The organism is Psychrobacter sp. P11G3, from assembly GCF_001435845.1.
Taxonomy (GTDB): Bacteria; Pseudomonadota; Gammaproteobacteria; order Pseudomonadales; family Moraxellaceae; genus Psychrobacter.
This window is the reverse complement of record NZ_CM003596.1, coordinates 162,371-180,161: the sequence shown is the minus strand read 5'-3', so window position 1 is coordinate 180,161 and position 17,791 is coordinate 162,371. Positions and strand designations below refer to the sequence as shown.

Here is a 17,791-nt window from a genome sequence, read left to right as displayed (position 1 = left end):
TTAAAAATAAGATAAATCGCAGTCAAACAAGGAAAATAGCGCAGATAATATCGAGATATTAGTCAGCTATTTAACGCTGTTTGGCAAGATTTAGCCATTTTCAACCCATTTAGATGACTATCAATTGAATTGATGACACGCCCTTTCTTAACGCAATTGACTGTCTTTACTACCACGACGATTAAAAATTTCTGCCGCTTTTGCTTCTTGTTCAAGCTCCGTCTGACAGCTAACACAATGTTGAATACCGGGCACCGCTAGTCGCCTTGCCTCTGGAATAGGCTTACCACATTCATCACACAGCTCAGCACTTACACCTGTCGGTAACGAACGTCGCGCTCGCTCCAACGCATCATTTACCGTTGCATCCATCTGTTCGTGCTCAGCACCATCTCTTGACCAGCCACCTGCCATAATCTTATCCTATTTTTTATTCATTATAATTAGACACTACAAATGTCTTTAATAACAAATAGATGGGGCTGGCTATGGTTAATTGCAACCTGCAATAGTTTATAAAACCGTCAATAAAGAATAGCGTAATTATTTTGACTCAACTTAAAACTTCGCTACTAATCTTTAGGTTGTAGCTCAATCACTTGACCGCGTACGCCAATGCTCTCATCACTCATCAGACAGACATAGCCTGCCATGATATCTTCAGGTGTTTTTAAGCTCATAGGGTTTTCACCTGGATACGCATGCGCACGCATATTGGTACGAGTACCACCTGGATTAATGCAGTTAAAACGCAAATTGGTAGTGTTCTGCGTCTCTTGAGTAAAGATATCACTCATCCCTTCTACTGCTTGTTTGGAAAGTGCATAAGCACCCCAAAATGCGCGAGGATGCGTACCTACAGTGCTAGAGGTAAAAACAACAGACCCATGATCAGCATCTTTTAATAGCGGTAATAGCGCTTGAGTCAGCATAAAAGTCGCTGTGAAATTAACTTTCATCACTTGGGCAAAAGTATCGACGTCATACATCTCAAGCGGCGTCAATTGTCCTAATACACCAGCATTATGCAATATGCCATCTAACTGGCCGACTTCTTTATTGATTAGTCCTTCAAGCTGCTGCATTTCAGCGTAAGTCGCCCCTTCTAGGTTCATAGGCAACATAGCAGGCTGCTTACCACCAAGACTTTCAATCTCATCGTAGACGTATTCAAGCTTGCTGCTAGTGCGTCCTAACAATAAGACAGTGGCGCCATAACGAGCATAGGTCAATGCCGCAACACGGCCAATACCATCCCCTGCTCCAGTCACTAAAATAGTCTTACCATCTAGGCAATTACTGGACGGTACAAAGCTACGAATGTCATCATGAGTCAAAGGCTGAATAGGACTTTGAACCGTTTTTTTATTGTCTTGTGGAACGACTGGTTGGTTATTATTGTTACTCATGGCATTGCTCACTACTTATCATTAAATCGTTGAGGATATGTACTTATGGTTGTAAAACTGGTGATATATAGCAGTCTACAAATACTCAAACTTACCAGACGATAGCAGCAATTTATTTAACTGCTCAGGCGTATCTGTAATATAGTCGGCGCCCCATTTTTTTAAAGACTTTTGATCTTCAGGTGGAATATATCCATAAGCGGCCAAAATCGTTGGCATGCCAGCGGCGTTGCCAGCTTCAATATCACGTACATGGTCACCGACATAGAGTACGCAGCCCGCTGCCCCTCGCGGAATACCAAGTTTTTCTAGCGCCATATACATTGGCTCTGGATCTGGTTTCGTACGTGATACATCATCTGGACAGACCAAAACCGCACAGCGTTGATCCAGTTGCATCTCACTTAATAGCTTTTCGGCTAGATAACGTGGTTTGTTGGTAACGATTCCCCACGGCACACCCTTTGCTTCAAGCTCAGTCAGTACCGCTTCAAGCGCCTGAAACACGCAGCTATCGACACAGATATCTGCTTCATAATCATCTAAGAACTGATGACGAAACTCAAGCAACGCTTCTTCGCTGACTTCGAGTTGATCGTTATGTCTTAGCATCAATTGCACCATAGCTGAGGCACCCGCAGAGACTTGCTCACGGATTTCTGCTTCAGGCGGTGCCTGCCAATCATTTTCGAGACTCATTTTACCAATGATACGAACAAAATCAGCAGCAGTATCGATTAATGTCCCATCAAGGTCAAATAAAACAGCTTTTACGAATTGGGTCATAGTGAATGCTCTTGAGATTGATGACGTGTTTGGTGAAAGTATGGCAAATAAATGGCTGCGTGCAGAATCAAGCCAGTGGCTTTTGTACGGCTATCATATAATTAACATCGACGTTTTGGGCAAGCCAGTAGCGTTTGGTTAGCGGATTATAATGCAAACCGATAATATCCTGACGAACAAATCCAGTATTAAGTGCCATTTTGTCTAATTCAGCTGGCGTGATAAATTTGGCATAGTCGTGGGTGCCGCGATCAAGCAATCGCAGCACATACTCTGCACCAACGATGGCAAACAGATAAGACTTAGGATTGCGATTAATCGTTGATAACACACAGACGCCGCCAGGAGCCAGTAACTCATAACAAGCCTGCACAATCGAGCTAGGATCTGGCACGTGCTCTAGCATCTCCATACAAGTCACTACATCAAACTGACCAGCCTGCGTTTTTGCCAACTCTTCAACGGGTATATGTTGATAACGAAGCGTATTCTCTAACTGGCTTTGCTCTGCATGTAACGCAGCAACTTTTAAGTTCTCTGTACCTAAATCAATCCCTGTCACATCAGCACCGCGGCGAGCCATAGATTCTGACAATATTCCGCCGCCGCACCCTACATCAAGTACTTTTTTGCCAGCAAGTCCTTGCTCAGCAGTTTTATTAGCAATGTCGTGATTGTTAGCAGCGTTTTGATAGCCACGTTTAACGTTTTCTTCTATCCAATTTAGACGTAATGGATTAATCTCGTGTAGCGTTGCAAAAGCCCCTGTGTTGCTCCACCACTCACTCGCCAAGTTATTAAATTTTTCGACTTCGCTAGGATCTACGTTGATGGTATTAGCCTCTGTATTATTGAAAGCGCTATTGTTATTTTGATCACTCGAAGTTGATGAAGAATTTAAAGCTGGGCTCATGGTATGTTCCTTGATTGTCACTATCGTTATTATCGTTTACAGTGCACGATTATGTGCTTAATATTAGCATGAGAGTAGCAGTTTTGTCGTAAGCACATCGTCACCGATTGTGAATAGGCTTAAACTTTACCCTGTTTTTTGGGCAGTATCTTAATATAGAAGAGCTAAATACTTTTGTGACAATATCGCATCCTAATACTTTCGACTATCTTAAATCTTACATAGAAATAAAGTAGACGTTTGAGAAACAGTAGGTTCAGAAAGTAACAAGCAATATACCTTAAATAATAGCTAACAGCTTTACAACTATCGGTTAAGAATGCGATTCACAAGTACATACATTTTACGTTATCATAGTCGATACTTTGCTATTGTTCGATTATACTCGACACTGTCTGGTTTAGACCCTTTAAAAACTATATATTTTAGAGTGTCACATGTTTAACAACCATATAGACACCAACCTCTTAACCCATTCTAAGTCTCCACACCTCAAGGATAAAGTATGAAACGTGTCATCACACTGACTGGTCTAGCCATGGCCATTGGACTTGCCTCTATGGGCGCACAAGCTGCAGACTATGTCGCTGGAAAAGATTACCGTGTGCTAGACAACCCAGAGAAAATCAGCGGTGATGCTATCATTGTTCGTGAATTCTTTTGGTATGGCTGCCCACATTGTAATGCGCTTAACCCGCATATGGAAAAATGGGCAAAAACCAAAGACAAAGATGTTGCCTTCTTCAAGACACCAGCAGCACTTAACCCTGTTTGGGAAGCCAATGCTCGCGGTTTCTATGCGGCTCAGCTTCTAGGCTTTGAAAGCAAAACTCATGACGCATTATTTGACGCTATCCATAAAGATGGTAAAAAACTGTTTGACCAAGCGTCACTAAGCAAATGGTATGCATCAAAAGGTGTTGATGAAAAGAAATTTAATAGCCTATATAACTCATTTGCTGTTGGCACAAAAATCGGTCGTTCTCAAGAAGGCGCCAAGCGTTATCAAATCACTGGTGTCCCATCTGTCGTTGTACAAGGCAAATATGTGGTAACTGGTGAAAACGCTAAAGTCGCTAAAGTTGTTGACTATTTAGTTGACAAAACTCGCGCTGAAAAGAAATAATTCGAGCCATGAATACTTGAATAACTCACATGACGTACAGCATATCTGTATGTCGTGCACAAAAAAGCCAATCATAAATTGATTGGCTTTTTTGCATCTTAACCTTTTAGCTATACGTCTTTTAATCACCCATTTTTTAACTACTAATCTTTCAACTAATAAAATTCTAATTAATAGATTTCTAGCTTGGTATATAGATGTTATTTCTTCAGCTGCGATAAAATAGCCACTTCACGTATATAGCTTGCCAAATCTGCTTTAGATTCTGCTAGCAATTCATCATCTTGCATATGTTTGGCATACTCTATCCACAATAATAACTGATACATACTGTGGTGCTCAGAAGCTTTATATTGCTTCACAAACTGCTTGAGTGTACCTTCATCATTGATGTTTAAACGCTCGTACCAGCTTTCTATTTTTGAGACTTGCTCTTTAGGAAAAAAGGCATCAAACAATGCTTTTATCAACTCATGACGATTTTCTTCAATCATAAGCTTGCCGACACGTTTGGTCTGACGATTACGAGCATTGGCGCTGGTAATATCAGCCAATGCCATTAGCTCTGCCATAAAATAATCACTGGCAGGTAAGGCTTTTAGCTGTTTTTTCGATAAGCTAGCAAGCGGTATAGATAATTGCTGCAAGCGCTCATGGGCTTTTTTGAGTTCTGTGCGCGAAACGCGCATGTCCTGTTCTTTCCAGTCGATCATAAAAGCTTTCCAAAATAATAATTAATAAATTAAATAGTGTCTGATATCACTACCAACGACTTTTTTCGCGGTGTTTTGCCAATACCTTCACGCCTTTAGGCATAGCATCAGCAAGGCGGCGTTGTAGATGATCAGTGATAAAAACAGAGCGATGTTTGCCGCCCGTACAGCCTATGGCAACCGTGACCGTATGACGATTATTGTGCAAAAACTCTGGTAGCCAACGGGTCAAAAACTTATCGATATCACCCATCATTTCTGCTACTTCTGGATAATCTGAGAAGAAAGCCCCTACCTCAGTATCCAGACCTGTCGAGTCACGTAACTCAGGATTCCAATGTGGATTCGGTAAAATTCTAACATCGAATAAAAAGTCAGCATCAATAGGGCTACCGTATTTAAAACCGAAAGACAGTAGATTGATGAAAATCTGGTTGTCCATGCCTATGTGTTCACGCAAGCTGTCTTTTAACTGATGGATATTTAGGCTACTGGTATCAATCCTAATATCAGCGTGACTAGCAATTGGTTCTAATAGCTCAACTTCTTTTTTGATAGCAGCAGGTAAGTTGAAAGTAACATGCTTAGCATTATCACTATCAATATCAATATCCTGTGACATTAGCGGATGTACGCGTCGCGTCGCATTGAAACGAGCTATCAGCGTACTCTCTTGTGCAGTCACATATAAAATCTGTACCGCATGAGTCCCATAAGTCTCTTTAAGAGAAGCATACGTCACTGCAAAGTTAGATAAATCAGCACGTGGAGTTCGAATATCAACACCAAGCGCAATACGATGAATGCCGCTTTCATTGACTAATTTATGAGCAGCATTAGGTAACAAAGACAGTGGTAGGTTATCAATAGAGTAATAGCCTAGATCTTCTAAGATATTCAATACTGAGGTTTTACCAGATCCTGAACGCCCTGAGACCACCAATATACTGAGTTTATTCGTAGACGTCTGATCCGCTATCGTTGCTGCCGAATTACTATTTTGATCCTGACTTACACCCATGATCTACTCATCCAAGTCTATTATATCTAGTCTACTGCTACGTTATAAAAGCTAATTTACCACTACCAACTGATTGTCTAATAAGCGTGCTCGTCCTAGCCATGCTGCGACTAAAATAACGATGTTTTTGTTTTCTATATTAAAGGTTGTAGAGTCGCTCATAATAGAACCTAACTCATCAGTCTTTATTTCCAAATAATCAATAACAAAGCCTGCGTCACTAATACGTGTCCGCGTATCTACTAATAGCTTATCAAATGCTTGCTGACTAAGAGCCGTACTTTTCAAACTCTGCGCTAATTCTTGCAATGCTTGATGTAATACAGGGGCAACTTGACGCTCATTTGCACTTAAGTATTGATTGCGCGATGATAGCGCTAAGCCATCATCAGCACGAACAATAGGTGCGCCAATGATATTAATAGGATAACTCAAGTCACGTACCAACTGCTTAATGATAGCAAGCTGCTGATAGTCTTTTTGTCCAAATACCGCCACATCTGGTTGTACGATATTGAATAATTTAGCGACAACAATACCAACACCATCAAAGTGTCCAGGACGTGAGTGACCACATAACTGATTGGCAATAGCCCCTGCCAACACAGCAGTAGGTGGTGGTAATACTGGGTACATTGCATCAATTCTAGGTGCAAACACATAATCTGCATCCACTGTCGCAAGCTTAGCTACGTCTGCATCTAATGTACGTGGATAGCTATCGAAATCTTCCCCAACGCCAAACTGAGTAGGGTTAACGAAGATACTGACCACCACTACATCTGCATGCTGTTTGGCAGTTCTTACCAGCTCAAGATGACCGTCATGCAGATTACCCATCGTTGGTACTAACGCAATGCGCTGCTGACGGCCTTGTTTGTCATTTTGCTGACCACGATAAGGCTGCAGCGCTTCACGTAGTGAGGAGATATCATGATAAATAATTGGAGACATGATTACTTTTCTTCTATTCAAACGTTCTGTTGTTCAATAGCGTAAATAACTTTAATAACGTCAAAATCAGCTAAATTGGTGCTGCTCAGTCGGGAAGCTACCTTCGCGTACTGACTGCTGATAGAGCGCAAAAGCACCTTCGATACTGTGTGCGCTATTACGCTCATCTGTTAAAAAATCATGGACAAAACGTGGCACTCGGCCATGCGCCATACCTAGCATGTCATGCATAACCAATACCTGACCATCAGTATCGGCTCCAGCACCAATACCGATAACTGGCACAGCAACAGCTTCAGTAACGGCTTTTGCAAGCGCGGCTGGAACACATTCTAATACTAGTAATGCAGCACCAGCATCGACGACTGCTTTGGCATCGGCAAGCAGTTTATCAGCTGCTTCATCACCGCGACCTTGAATTTTATAGCCGCCAAACACGTTGACAGACTGCGGGGTCAAACCAAGATGTACACAAGTTGGTGTACCTGCTTGCGCCAAGGTCGTTACCAATTCACACAGCTCGCTACCACCTTCGATTTTTATGACATGCGCCCCTGCTTGCATTAGCGTGCGGCTATTAGCAACGGCTTCTGGCAATGTCACATAACTCATAAACGGTAGATCAGCTAATATCAACGCGTGCTTATTACTACGGGCAATATTGGCAGTGTGATAAGCCATATCATTGACTGTTACAGGTAGTGTCGAGTCATGGCCTTGTACAACCATGCCCAAGCTATCCCCAATTAGAATCGTGTCAATTTCGGCTTTTTCCATCATTCGTGCAAACATCGAGTCATAACAGGTCAAGCAAGTGAACTTGGTACCGTCTTTTTTAAACTTATTTAGAGTAGATAATGTTGTCATATGACCCTCAATTAATCTGCAATGCCTTTGATTATCAATATTGCTACTATAAGAGCTATGCTTGAAATACGTTAGACGAATCTTTCAAACATTTAATGTCTATCACTTAGCATCAATTACTTATAAACAATCGCTTGATAATAATGTTAAACCTGTCCAATCACGACTTTGGGAATAGTCACCTATCGACTTACCGGCGATGGTTAAGTTTGGTGCCAACTCTCGCAGTGGTATTAAGACAAAATTGCGCTCACTTAAGCCAGCATGCGGTATTGTCAGTGTTGGATCAGTAATCTGTTTCTCGCCGTATAGCAAAATATCAACATCTAGACTACGTTCACCCCAACGACGCAAACGTGCCCGCTTGGCCATGCTCTCTAACTGCTGACAAAAAGCAAGCAGCTCATAAGGGGGAAGTGTCGTTTCAAAACCAGCTACTGCATTAACAAAATCTGGCTGATCTTGCGGACCCATCGGTGCTGAAGCGTAAAAAGAAGAGACACTTACTTCACGTACCTGCTCATGTGCTCGCATTACTGCAAGTGCCTGCTGCAAATGATCGGCAGGCGAACCTAGCTCATTAGCGAGGTTGCTACCCAAGCCCACATAACAGGTAACCCAGTTACTATTATCTGTACTGTTATTCATATTATGCGCTTTCAGTACTAGGCTGACGGCGGCGGCGCTTCGATGGTACAGGGCCTTTGTTATCAGTTGCTTTTATAGCAGGCATCTGATCATTCGTATCTTGCTTCGCTTTAGCAGCCTTTGCAGTAGTTGCTTTCACCGATTTCTTGGCTCTCGCGGGTGCAGCGGTTTTTGTCGCGTCTTTGCTATCTAATGCCTTGCTACCTACTTCCTCTACACTTTTAGTATCGCTTTTATTAGTCGATTCAACTGCAGGTTTAGGCGCTTTTTTCACATACTTCGCTGCTGGCTGTGCTTTGCTATTACTACCCTGCGAATTATTACTGCCTTGTACTTCGATATTGCTCGCACTATCTACAGTAGGTTGACGACGGCGACGCTTGTGCGGGATCGGCTCGTTATTCATACTGACTAACGCAGGTGATCTTGCGATCGAGCGAGCTGGTCTAGCCTGACTAGCTGACGCTTGAGCTTCTGGCTGGTTAGTATTAGACGGCTGAGTGCTACTATCTACGCGCTCAGCTTTAGCCACTTGTTTTGGTGCATTTTGATTAGTTGATGCTGGCTTTCGCACAGGTGCTTTACTACGTTTCGACGTATTATCAGCTGACAGTTGCTTCTGTAAAGGTGGCACAACGTTCTCGTGCTCGATAACAAATAATGGCTTAGGCTTTGCCTGTTGACTTGCCGATTGTTTGTTATTAGCAAGAGACAACTGCTGTAGCTGAGCAAGCTCGTTATTGTCTTGCTCTACTTGCTGCACGTTTTGTCTTCCGCTGTCATTGCGGCCAGCTTTAGATTGGCTGGCAGCACGGCGACGACGGGCTGGAATATTTGACGAATCATTTACCATTGATTGCTCATTTCTACCTTTTTCAGCACGGTCATCGGCTTTGTTTTGCTTTGTACTGTTCTGATTAGGTGTTGCGTTATCAGTAGTCTGTGTTTTTGATTCTTGACGATTACGTCCGCGACCACGTTGACCTTTTTTATAAGCACCTCGGCGAATGTTTTCGTCAAAATCATCAATCGCTTGCTGCTGCTCTTGTTCAGACAAGGTTTGATACGTCTGCCACCAGTCACCCATATCGTTGGTTGACTCTGATAGCGGATGCTCAGCATCGCCACATTGCTCCCGCAATAACAAAAAGTCAAAGCCCGCACGGAAACGCGGATGCTCAGATAGCTGAACGATCTGTTTGCTACGTGGGGCTGCAAGTTTTGGCTGCAATATCCAGATATCACGGATAAACTGCTCAGCAAATTTCGGAATAGCGGTTTTGATACGCTGACGGTCGATGACTTTACCAGCCGCATGCATTTGCGCTTCGGCAAACGGCATATTACGTTTCTTGGCTTTTGCCAATTGATGCAGATAGTTTTCCCACAGTAAGGCAGCATAGAAGAACGCAGGGTTGATACTTTTGCCCGCTGCAATACGCTTATCGGTATTGATAGCTACCTGATTGACTAAAGCGCTTGGCTCAGATGGTGGATAGATAATGAGGCTGTCAATCGCACCTGATTCAAACAATAATGGCAATAGGGGTACTAAATAGCCACCGGTAAACATCTTTTGCGTTTCATCATAGAGACGATGCGGTGATATTTGCTCAAGCAGCGCCCAGTTCCCGTCATTAAATTGCTCGGACAACGCTTCATCAAACTCAAAACCTAACTTGGCTTTGAAACGTAAGGCACGGAGCAAGCGCACAGGGTCTTCTTCGATACGTACTGGCGCATTGCCCAATAGACGAATGATTCTGTTATCAATATCATCAAGCGCACCGCAGAAATCATGAACGATGCCTTTGAGCGGTTGATAATAAAGCGCATTAATAGAGAAATCGCGACGGGAGAAATCTTGTTGAATATCGCCCCAAACATTGTCGCGCAGAATCATACCGTCTTGATTGGTATTAGCATCACTGGTTGGTGGACCACGGAAAGTAGCAACTTCAATCAACTCGCGACCTGAATACACATGTGCCAACTGGAAGCGGCGACCGATAATGCGGCAGCGCTTACCAAAGACATCTTTAATCTCATGTGGCTTGGCATCAGTGACGGCATCAAAGTCTTTCGGGCGCAGACCTAATAAAGTATCGCGCACACCACCACCGACGATATACGCATCAAACCCAGCACGGGTCAATGTGGCAATCACTTCAGTAATGGAATTGGGTAATTCAGATTTGTTCAGTTCTAACTGCTTGGCGGCACGCTCGGCCATGCATCTACTCCTCGCCGGTATTCTTTAACTACCCCTGAATAACACAGCGTTTATCAGGCGGATGTACCCGCTAGTTTAACAAATTTTGGACCTACTGGGGGTGTTATGACATTTACTTACATGCTATTTTGTCAATATCGGGGTTAATTAATGCAAAACACCGCCATTAATCACGCACACTTAAACGTCTTTGGTTTTTCTCGACTGTTTTTGCACCGATACCTTTCACTTTTGCTAACTCATCCACCGTCTTAAAATCGCCAAACATGTCACGATATAAAATTATCGCCTGCGCTTTACTGCTGCCGATACCATCTAACGAAACCAGCTCACCTTCATTAGCTCGATTGATATTGATGACTTTCTGCTCACGCGCTTGTGTGATAGCTTTTTCTTTTGCGATTAAATACTCATAGGCACGCTGAGGGTCGTCAAAACAAGGATCTGCGTTGGCGTTATTGAGTGCGACTACAGATAATAGGAGACTAAAAGCGGTGGTCATCAGTAAGCTGGCAAATGAAAATTTACGATGAGCGTTCATGTTGTTTCGCCGCTTCCCACAGTGCGTCCATTTCTGTTATATCGCTGTCTTCGATACGCTTGCCAGCAGCAGCCAATTGCGTTTCAATGTAGCCAAAACGAGATTTAAACTTGTGCACGCAGGTTAAGATTGCTGTCTCTGCATCCAAATTTAATTTGCGTGCGACATTGACCAGTGCAAACATACAGTCGCCTAATTCTTTTTCGACCTCTCTGATGTTAGCTTTGACCTCAGCTGTAGACTTATCTGTCAGCTCATGTTTTAGCTCAGCAATCTCTTCGTCTAACTTGTCTACAGCACCTGCAATACCTTCCCAATCAAACCCCAACTTTGACGCTTGCTTTTGTACATCTTGCGCCTGCATCAAGGCACTACCCGCCTTAACCTGATCTAATCGACGCTTTGATTTACCACGTGCTTCGCGTACCTGCTGCTCCTCAAGCTTGATTTCGTCCCAGCGTACTTTTACTGCTGCATCGTCTTTGAGCGTTTCGGCTTCAAACACATGTGGATGACGACGAACCAGCTTCTCTTGCAAAGTACTGATAACATCGCTCATATCAAAGCGCCCTTGCTCCGCATACATCTGACAATGAAACACCACTTGCAGCAGCACATCGCCAAGCTCACCTTTGATGTCTTCATCATCGTCGCTTTGTACCGCTTCACCTAGCTCGTAAGCCTCTTCGATGGCATACGGAATAAGACTATGATTGGTTTGCTTTTTGTCCCACGGACAGTCTACCCTTAGTCGTGCCATCAACGCTAACAAATCATCAAGCTGGCCAGTGGCTTCTGGTGTTCCTTGTACTGGTACAGGCACGGTAACTTTATTGTCTGAAATACTCATAAGGATGGCTCTTATCGTTTTATGTGTTGTTTGCTGATTCGTCTAATAGTTAGTGTATCATTGAACACAGCTTGGCTTATAATTGTGCTACTGACGACTTCATTTTACCACTGCTCATGCGAGAGGAACTTTATCATTATGTCCACTTCTGCGACCACCAACTATCAACCAGCTGCGACATTCGACCCTATTACTATCAGCTCATTTAAGGCCTATGACATTCGGGGTGAGCTTGGGGTCAATCTCAATGAAGAGATTGCCTACCGTATCGGGCGCGCGTTTGCACAGATTTTGTATCAGTGTTATCAGGCAGCGGCTCAAACTCAAGCCAATGATATAGCAATTCTAAAACCTGCTATCGTTATCGGTAGTGATATTCGCCACTCTAGTGAGCAGTTAAAGCAAGCAGCTATCACAGGTATGATGGATGCAGGCGTTGATGTGATTGATTTGGGTATGAGTGGTACTGAAGAAGTGTATTTTGCCACCAGTCACTATCAGGCGTTAGGTGGTATTGAGGTTACTGCCAGTCACAATCCTATCAACTATAATGGCCTAAAACTGGTTAAAGAACACTCAAAACCAATCAGTGCCGATGATGGGTTGGCAGAGATTCAAGCACTGGCAGAATCTGGGCAGTTCACTACGGATAACCAATCAGGCAAATTGCAGTTATTGACGGATAAAAGCGCGTATATCGATCATGTTATGACTTTTATCGATACTGATAAACTAAAACCACTCAAACTGGTCGTTAATTCAGGCAATGGTAGTGCAGGTCCTGTGGTCGATTTATTAATCGATAAATTAGCACAAGCAGATGCACCGATTGAAGTGATTAAATTGCATCATACACCAGATGGTAGCTTCCCTAACGGCATCCCTAATCCAATGATTGAAACCAATAGAGTGGCTACCCAGCAAGCCGTTTTGGAAAACAATGCTGATCTTGGCATCGCCTTTGATGGTGACTTTGATCGCTGCTTCCTATTCGATGAACGAGGTGAGTTTATCGATGGTAGCTACATCGTCGGTATGCTCGCTCAAGCTTTTTTAAATAAATACCCAAGCGAGTCAATCGTCTATGATCCACGAGTAATTTATAACACCGAAGCAGTGATAGAGGAACATAACGGTAAGGCTGTCATTAGTAAATCTGGACACTCATTTATCAAGCAAGTCATGCGGGACTCAGGTGCTGTCTATGGCGGTGAAATGTCTGCCCATCACTATTTCCGCGATTTCTTCTATTGCGATAGTGGCATGATTCCATGGTTATTGACCATTGAGCTGTTGTCTATCACTGGTAAAACACTATCCGAATTGGTCACAGGCTATATTGCTGCCTATCCTAGCTCAGGCGAATTAAACTTTCGTCTCACAATTCATGATGCACCAACAATTATTAGCGCGATTGAAGCCAAATTCAGCAACGAGCAACCAATTAAATCAACACTCGATGGTTTAAGTCTGAATTTCGGTGACTGGCGCTTCAATCTACGTGCCTCGAATACCGAGCCACTTATCAGATTGAATATCGAAAGTCGCGGCGACCAACCGTTACTGGCTGCTAAAATTCAAGAGATAGAGCAGTGGCTAGCAACGCAAGGTGCCGTACCAGTATAAAGTGATTAACCCAGTAAAAATCATTCTGATTGTCAGTCTAAAAAGGCTCGCTAATGAGTGTTAGCGAGCCTTTTTTCTATACACAGAAAACCTTAAACCAAACTATTTAGTTCGACCAATACCCATATAGTCACCTACTAAGCTATTAATTCGTGAGCGTGTCAGGGCATTTTGCGCATCAAATACTGGCATGGCTTGCTGATTGATTTTGGCGATATCTAATTGATCTCGTGGTGACCAACTAATGATGAAAATAGCATGGATATCGCAAAGCTGATGATAAGGACTAGCAATCAGCTCAAGCAAGGGTTGTTGCTGATAAAGCTCAGCAAGCTCGTGCTGTGCCTTATCACTATAAACCAGTGTGCGAATATTATAAGACCACAGTAATGCTAATAACGGATGGATAGCTGAGCCAGCAGTACGTCCTGAGCCTGATTTATAACTACCGCCCCAAATCATGACTGTTTTATTATCGATGAACCCATTAAAATACTGCCAAAACTTGCGGAATATCAGCTCTTTTTGATCTTCATTGATATGCACGATAGATTGCAATAAAGGCATATCTAAACTATGTGTACGGCTTGACTGTTGCAGTTTAGCCAGCTCAGTGGGCAAAGTATTACCACCGAAGCCCCACCCTGCTTTTAGATAACTACTGCCTACCCGCTCATCCAATCCCATAATGCGACTGACTTGACTGATATCGACATTTTGACTATCAGCCAAACGTGACATCTCATTCATAAAGCTCACTCTAGTCGCTAGCATCGCCATGATGCTGCTACGGGCAAACTCTATCGTTGCGATATCCGCATGATGAGTCGCGCGTGCGTGCTGCATTAAAGGCTTCAACACATTCAAGTGCTGGCTGCTACTCACTGTCTTTTCACCCAGTAGCCATAATGAAGGGTTCAACATCGAGCTATACGCATCGCCATCTTGTAAGAATACAAATGGCACGTAATAGACCCAAGCACGCTGTAAACGCTGAGCCAAACCGGCTACATGGCCTAATTGCTCAATGCCGCTCATAATCACAGGTAGCGCCTGCTGATGACTTTGATTAAATGCGGTAATCCAACTGTCTTCTGTCCATGCTAGCTTGACACTGTCTAAAAACAACCAATAAAGCGTCACCGTACTTTGAACATCAGTTTTGTCATGGCCTACTGCTTCATAACCTTTTATTAGCATATCGGCACTAGCTGGTAGGGCTTTACTAATAATAACCTGCTGCTGCTCATACATTTGCCATAGCGCTTGCAGATGATGCTCAAAACCATACTGTTGTATCTGCTGCGTCAGTAGCGCCTTGTCTGCATAAAGATGCACACACTGACCAAGACTTGCCAGCACCACTGCACTGGTAATCACCTCTATACTGTGACCAATAAGCACACAAACTGTAGAGTCAGTTAATTGGTTTGGTTCAGATTTATTGTTATATTTATTCATATGGCTACCATCTAAAGCCGTTTCCATGAGCGTGCTTTCCTATATTATTGACACACCATTATCGCTAGGACAGCTGTTTGATACGCTGTAGTAATTGGTCAGTAGACGTATCAAATAGACCTTGAGAATCTTTCTGCACGTGCTGCATAGCATGGTGTACGGAGTCTGCCATTTGCTTGCCCATCTCGACGCCCCATTGATCAAACGGATTGATATCCCAAATACTGGCCATGACATAGACCTTATGCTCGTAGAGCGCTATCAATGCGCCTAAGCTATGCGGCGTCAGCTCATCAATCAGTAATGTGGTTGACGGTTGGTTGCCACGGTAGTACTTATATTTGTCTGCTTCGGAAACTGTCTGTGGATCGACCAGATCTGTCACAGCAGCATTACCAAATGCCAATACTCGACTTTGCGCCAAACAATTTGCTAAAGACAATTCGTGCTGTTGTTGCAATGAGGAGTTTCGCGCCTCATCACCGTAGCGACGTACACAAGCGATAAAGTCACAGGAGACCTGCTGCGTGCCTTGATGTAGCAGCTGATAAAATGCATGCTGCGCATTTGAGCCAATTTCACCCCATAGAATTGGACACGTATCATAGTCAATATGATCCCCGTTCCGAGTAACAGACTTACCATTACTCTCCATCTCTAGCTGGGTAAGATAGCTGGGTAGATAGCCTAGCCTACCATCATAAGGCAATACGGTATGCGCGTTTACTTGTAAAAAAGTACTGTTCCAAACAGCCAGTAAGCCTAGCAATACTGGTAAGTTATCAGCAAAGTCCGCCTGTGCAAAATGCTCATCCATACTATGCGCACCACTTAATAATGCCTTAAAGCCACTCATACCAATACGAATAGCAATGGCAAGGCCTATCGCCGACCATAAAGAAAAGCGACCGCCGACCCATTCCCAAAGCTGTAACTGATGCTCAGGATGAATTCCCCAAGCACTCATTTTTTCACTATTGGCTGAGATGCCGATAAAGTGACGACGCAATACACTATCTTCTGTACCTGCACGGAGTTTTGCCGTCGCAAGTAGCCAAGATAATGCCGTCTTGGCATTTGATAAAGTATCAACCGTACCAAAGGATTTGGAAGAGATAATAAATAGTGTGGTCTCAGGATTTAAATGCTTGAGTAGATTATCAAGCTGAGTACCGTCCATATTGGAGACAAAATGTACTTCAATACTGGTATCTGCCCATTCATCAAGCGCCGTAGTCGCCATCAGCGGGCCTAAATCAGAGCCGCCAACCCCAATATTGACAACATCTGTAATTGCCTTGCCAGAAAACCCGCGCCATGTGCCATTGCGCACGCGCTCTGAGAGGCGTGCTACTTGTGCCAAACTATGATGTACATCAGTGACAATATTTTGTCCATCGACTTGTAATGTCGCTGTCTCTGGCAATCGTAATGCTGTGTGCAATGCAGCACGCTGCTCGCTGGTATTTACCATCGCTCCTTGTAGTAACGAATCAATACGAGCATCTAGCTCACAACTATCGGCCAAACTTAGTAAGTTAGACAATACTGTCTGATCGATACGCTGCTTACTAAAGTCCATATACAGCGCACCAGCCTGCACACTGAAATGCTTAGCGCGATTATCATCTTGCGCAAATAACTGTGCAAGCGACCATGAATGTTTTGCAAGCGTCTGTAGTTGCTGCCAGTATTTAGAATGTCGAGCACTGCTATATGCTTTGTCACCCTTTATCTCTTCCATCAGCTACTCATCGTCTGCTAATTGCTGTTCGGCAAAGTAGATGAATGCCTGCATATACGAGCGCATATCGCCTGCATCGTAGCTATCGCCACGCATAGTTGTGACATGGACACCATATTCACTAATGAGCGCGTCAATCGCATCTGTCAGCTGAATTTCACCACCGACTGAAGCTTTAGTGTTTGTCAAGTAATCGAATATCTTATTGCTAAATATATAGCGTCCTACCACAGCCAGATTTGAAGGAGCATCATCTAAATTGGGCTTTTCTACAAAACCAGCCACTTTAAAGCTAGTATTAGTATTTATTTCTTCACTAATGTCATTAGTATCGCTGAGCTTTTCATCTAGTTGAGCAATACCGTATTTATGTACATCTTCATCCGCTACTTGATCAACCAATATCTGTGAATGACCATCTGTAGCAAAGGCATCTAACATAAACGCCAAATTGTCAGTTGACATATCAGTAGTAAAAGGATCAAGCACGACATCAGGTAACAATACGGCAAAGTCATGCTCACCAATGATTGGTCGCGCTGCCAGTACTGCATGTCCCAAACCTAACGCCTTACCTTGACGTATCATCGACACTGTCACATCTTCTGGCAACCAGTTTAAGCTATCAGCCAACTCATCTTTGCCTTTGTAACGTAATTGGTTGTCCAATTCCGCATTAATATCAAAGTAGTTTTCTATCGCGCTTTTTTGTGCATGACCGACTAAGACAATATGCTTAATACCCGCAGCGATGGCCTCTTCAACCACGTAATGGATCGCAGGGCGATTGCCAAGCGGCAACAACTCTTTTGGCACAGATTTTGACAATGGCAGCATACGGGTGCCAAAGCCTGCGACAGGAATAACGGCGTGAGTGATTTTTTTCATAGTATGTTAGC

General features: G+C 43.4%; 17 protein-coding genes. 2 read left to right on the top strand and 15 right to left on the bottom strand.

Translation table 11 applies throughout. The features are described 5' to 3' along the window. Positions 1-147: 147 nt before the first annotated feature. The 4 genes from AK824_RS00745 to ubiG all read right to left on the bottom strand — a co-directional run bounded on the left by AK824_RS00745 (position 148) and on the right by ubiG (position 3,108). Complete coding sequence (locus AK824_RS00745) at positions 148-414, bottom strand: DksA/TraR family C4-type zinc finger protein (protein ID WP_057757940.1); 267 nt, start codon at positions 412-414, stop codon at positions 148-150. Between the two features lie 158 nt (positions 415-572). Next, positions 573-1,409, bottom strand: a complete 837-nt coding sequence (locus tag AK824_RS00740) for a YciK family oxidoreductase (protein ID WP_082624663.1) — start codon at positions 1,407-1,409, stop codon at positions 573-575. Between the two features lie 75 nt (positions 1,410-1,484). Beyond that, complete coding sequence (locus tag AK824_RS00735) at positions 1,485-2,195, bottom strand: HAD family hydrolase (protein ID WP_057757937.1); 711 nt, start codon at positions 2,193-2,195, stop codon at positions 1,485-1,487. Between the two features lie 67 nt (positions 2,196-2,262). Next, positions 2,263-3,108, bottom strand: a complete 846-nt coding sequence (gene ubiG / locus AK824_RS00730; protein ID WP_057757935.1) for a bifunctional 2-polyprenyl-6-hydroxyphenol methylase/3-demethylubiquinol 3-O-methyltransferase UbiG — start codon at positions 3,106-3,108, stop codon at positions 2,263-2,265. A 505-nt stretch (positions 3,109-3,613) separates the two neighbouring features. On the opposite strand from ubiG, the gene AK824_RS00725 reads away from it, so the two are divergent. Then, complete coding sequence (locus AK824_RS00725) at positions 3,614-4,234, top strand: thiol:disulfide interchange protein DsbA/DsbL (protein WP_057757933.1); 621 nt, start codon at positions 3,614-3,616, stop codon at positions 4,232-4,234. A gap of 200 nt (positions 4,235-4,434) precedes the next feature. Here the strand turns inward: AK824_RS00725 and yjgA are convergent, their stop codons facing one another. The 8 genes from yjgA to mazG all read right to left on the bottom strand — a co-directional run bounded on the left by yjgA (position 4,435) and on the right by mazG (position 12,061). Then, complete coding sequence (gene yjgA, locus AK824_RS00720; RefSeq protein ID WP_057757930.1) at positions 4,435-4,947, bottom strand: ribosome biogenesis factor YjgA; 513 nt, start codon at positions 4,945-4,947, stop codon at positions 4,435-4,437. A gap of 49 nt (positions 4,948-4,996) precedes the next feature. Then, entirely contained in the window at positions 4,997-5,968 is a 972-nt protein-coding gene (gene rapZ / locus AK824_RS00715) for an RNase adapter RapZ (RefSeq protein WP_082624526.1), read from the bottom strand. A 51-nt stretch (positions 5,969-6,019) separates the two neighbouring features. Then, positions 6,020-6,922, bottom strand: a complete 903-nt coding sequence (panC, locus tag AK824_RS00710; RefSeq protein ID WP_082624525.1) for a pantoate--beta-alanine ligase — start codon at positions 6,920-6,922, stop codon at positions 6,020-6,022. 66 nt (positions 6,923-6,988) lie between these two features. After that, the gene (gene panB, locus AK824_RS00705; RefSeq protein WP_057757925.1) at positions 6,989-7,789 is read right to left on the bottom strand and encodes a 3-methyl-2-oxobutanoate hydroxymethyltransferase; all 801 of its coding nucleotides are present in this window, start codon (positions 7,787-7,789) and stop codon (positions 6,989-6,991) included. A 120-nt stretch (positions 7,790-7,909) separates the two neighbouring features. Next, on the bottom strand, positions 7,910-8,437 hold the full coding sequence (folK, locus tag AK824_RS00700; protein ID WP_057757922.1) for a 2-amino-4-hydroxy-6-hydroxymethyldihydropteridine diphosphokinase: 528 nt from the start codon (positions 8,435-8,437) through the stop codon (positions 7,910-7,912). A gap of 1 nt (position 8,438) precedes the next feature. Next, positions 8,439-10,670, bottom strand: a complete 2,232-nt coding sequence (pcnB, locus tag AK824_RS00695) for a polynucleotide adenylyltransferase PcnB (RefSeq protein ID WP_057757919.1) — start codon at positions 10,668-10,670, stop codon at positions 8,439-8,441. 166 nt (positions 10,671-10,836) lie between these two features. After that, positions 10,837-11,211, bottom strand: coding sequence for a ComEA family DNA-binding protein (locus AK824_RS00690; protein ID WP_057757916.1), 375 nt, complete (start codon positions 11,209-11,211; stop codon positions 10,837-10,839). Further along, positions 11,195-12,061, bottom strand: a complete 867-nt coding sequence (mazG, locus tag AK824_RS00685) for a nucleoside triphosphate pyrophosphohydrolase (protein ID WP_057757913.1) — start codon at positions 12,059-12,061, stop codon at positions 11,195-11,197. Before mazG ends, AK824_RS00690 begins: the two co-directional genes overlap by 17 nt. Positions 12,062-12,199: 138 nt before the next feature. Between mazG and AK824_RS00680 the strand changes: the two genes are divergently transcribed. Continuing rightward, on the top strand, positions 12,200-13,687 hold the full coding sequence (locus AK824_RS00680) for a phosphohexomutase domain-containing protein (protein WP_057757910.1): 1,488 nt from the start codon (positions 12,200-12,202) through the stop codon (positions 13,685-13,687). A gap of 102 nt (positions 13,688-13,789) precedes the next feature. Here the strand turns inward: AK824_RS00680 and AK824_RS00675 are convergent, their stop codons facing one another. From AK824_RS00675 to AK824_RS00665, 3 genes are all read right to left on the bottom strand, one after another. Beyond that, positions 13,790-15,148, bottom strand: a complete 1,359-nt coding sequence (locus AK824_RS00675; protein WP_057762263.1) for a UDP-glucose 6-dehydrogenase — start codon at positions 15,146-15,148, stop codon at positions 13,790-13,792. Between the two features lie 64 nt (positions 15,149-15,212). Further along, on the bottom strand, positions 15,213-16,892 hold the full coding sequence (gene pgi / locus AK824_RS00670) for a glucose-6-phosphate isomerase (protein WP_057757907.1): 1,680 nt from the start codon (positions 16,890-16,892) through the stop codon (positions 15,213-15,215). 3 nt (positions 16,893-16,895) lie between these two features. Then, entirely contained in the window at positions 16,896-17,780 is an 885-nt protein-coding gene (locus AK824_RS00665) for a UTP--glucose-1-phosphate uridylyltransferase (protein WP_057757904.1), read from the bottom strand. Positions 17,781-17,791: the final 11 nt, after the last annotated feature.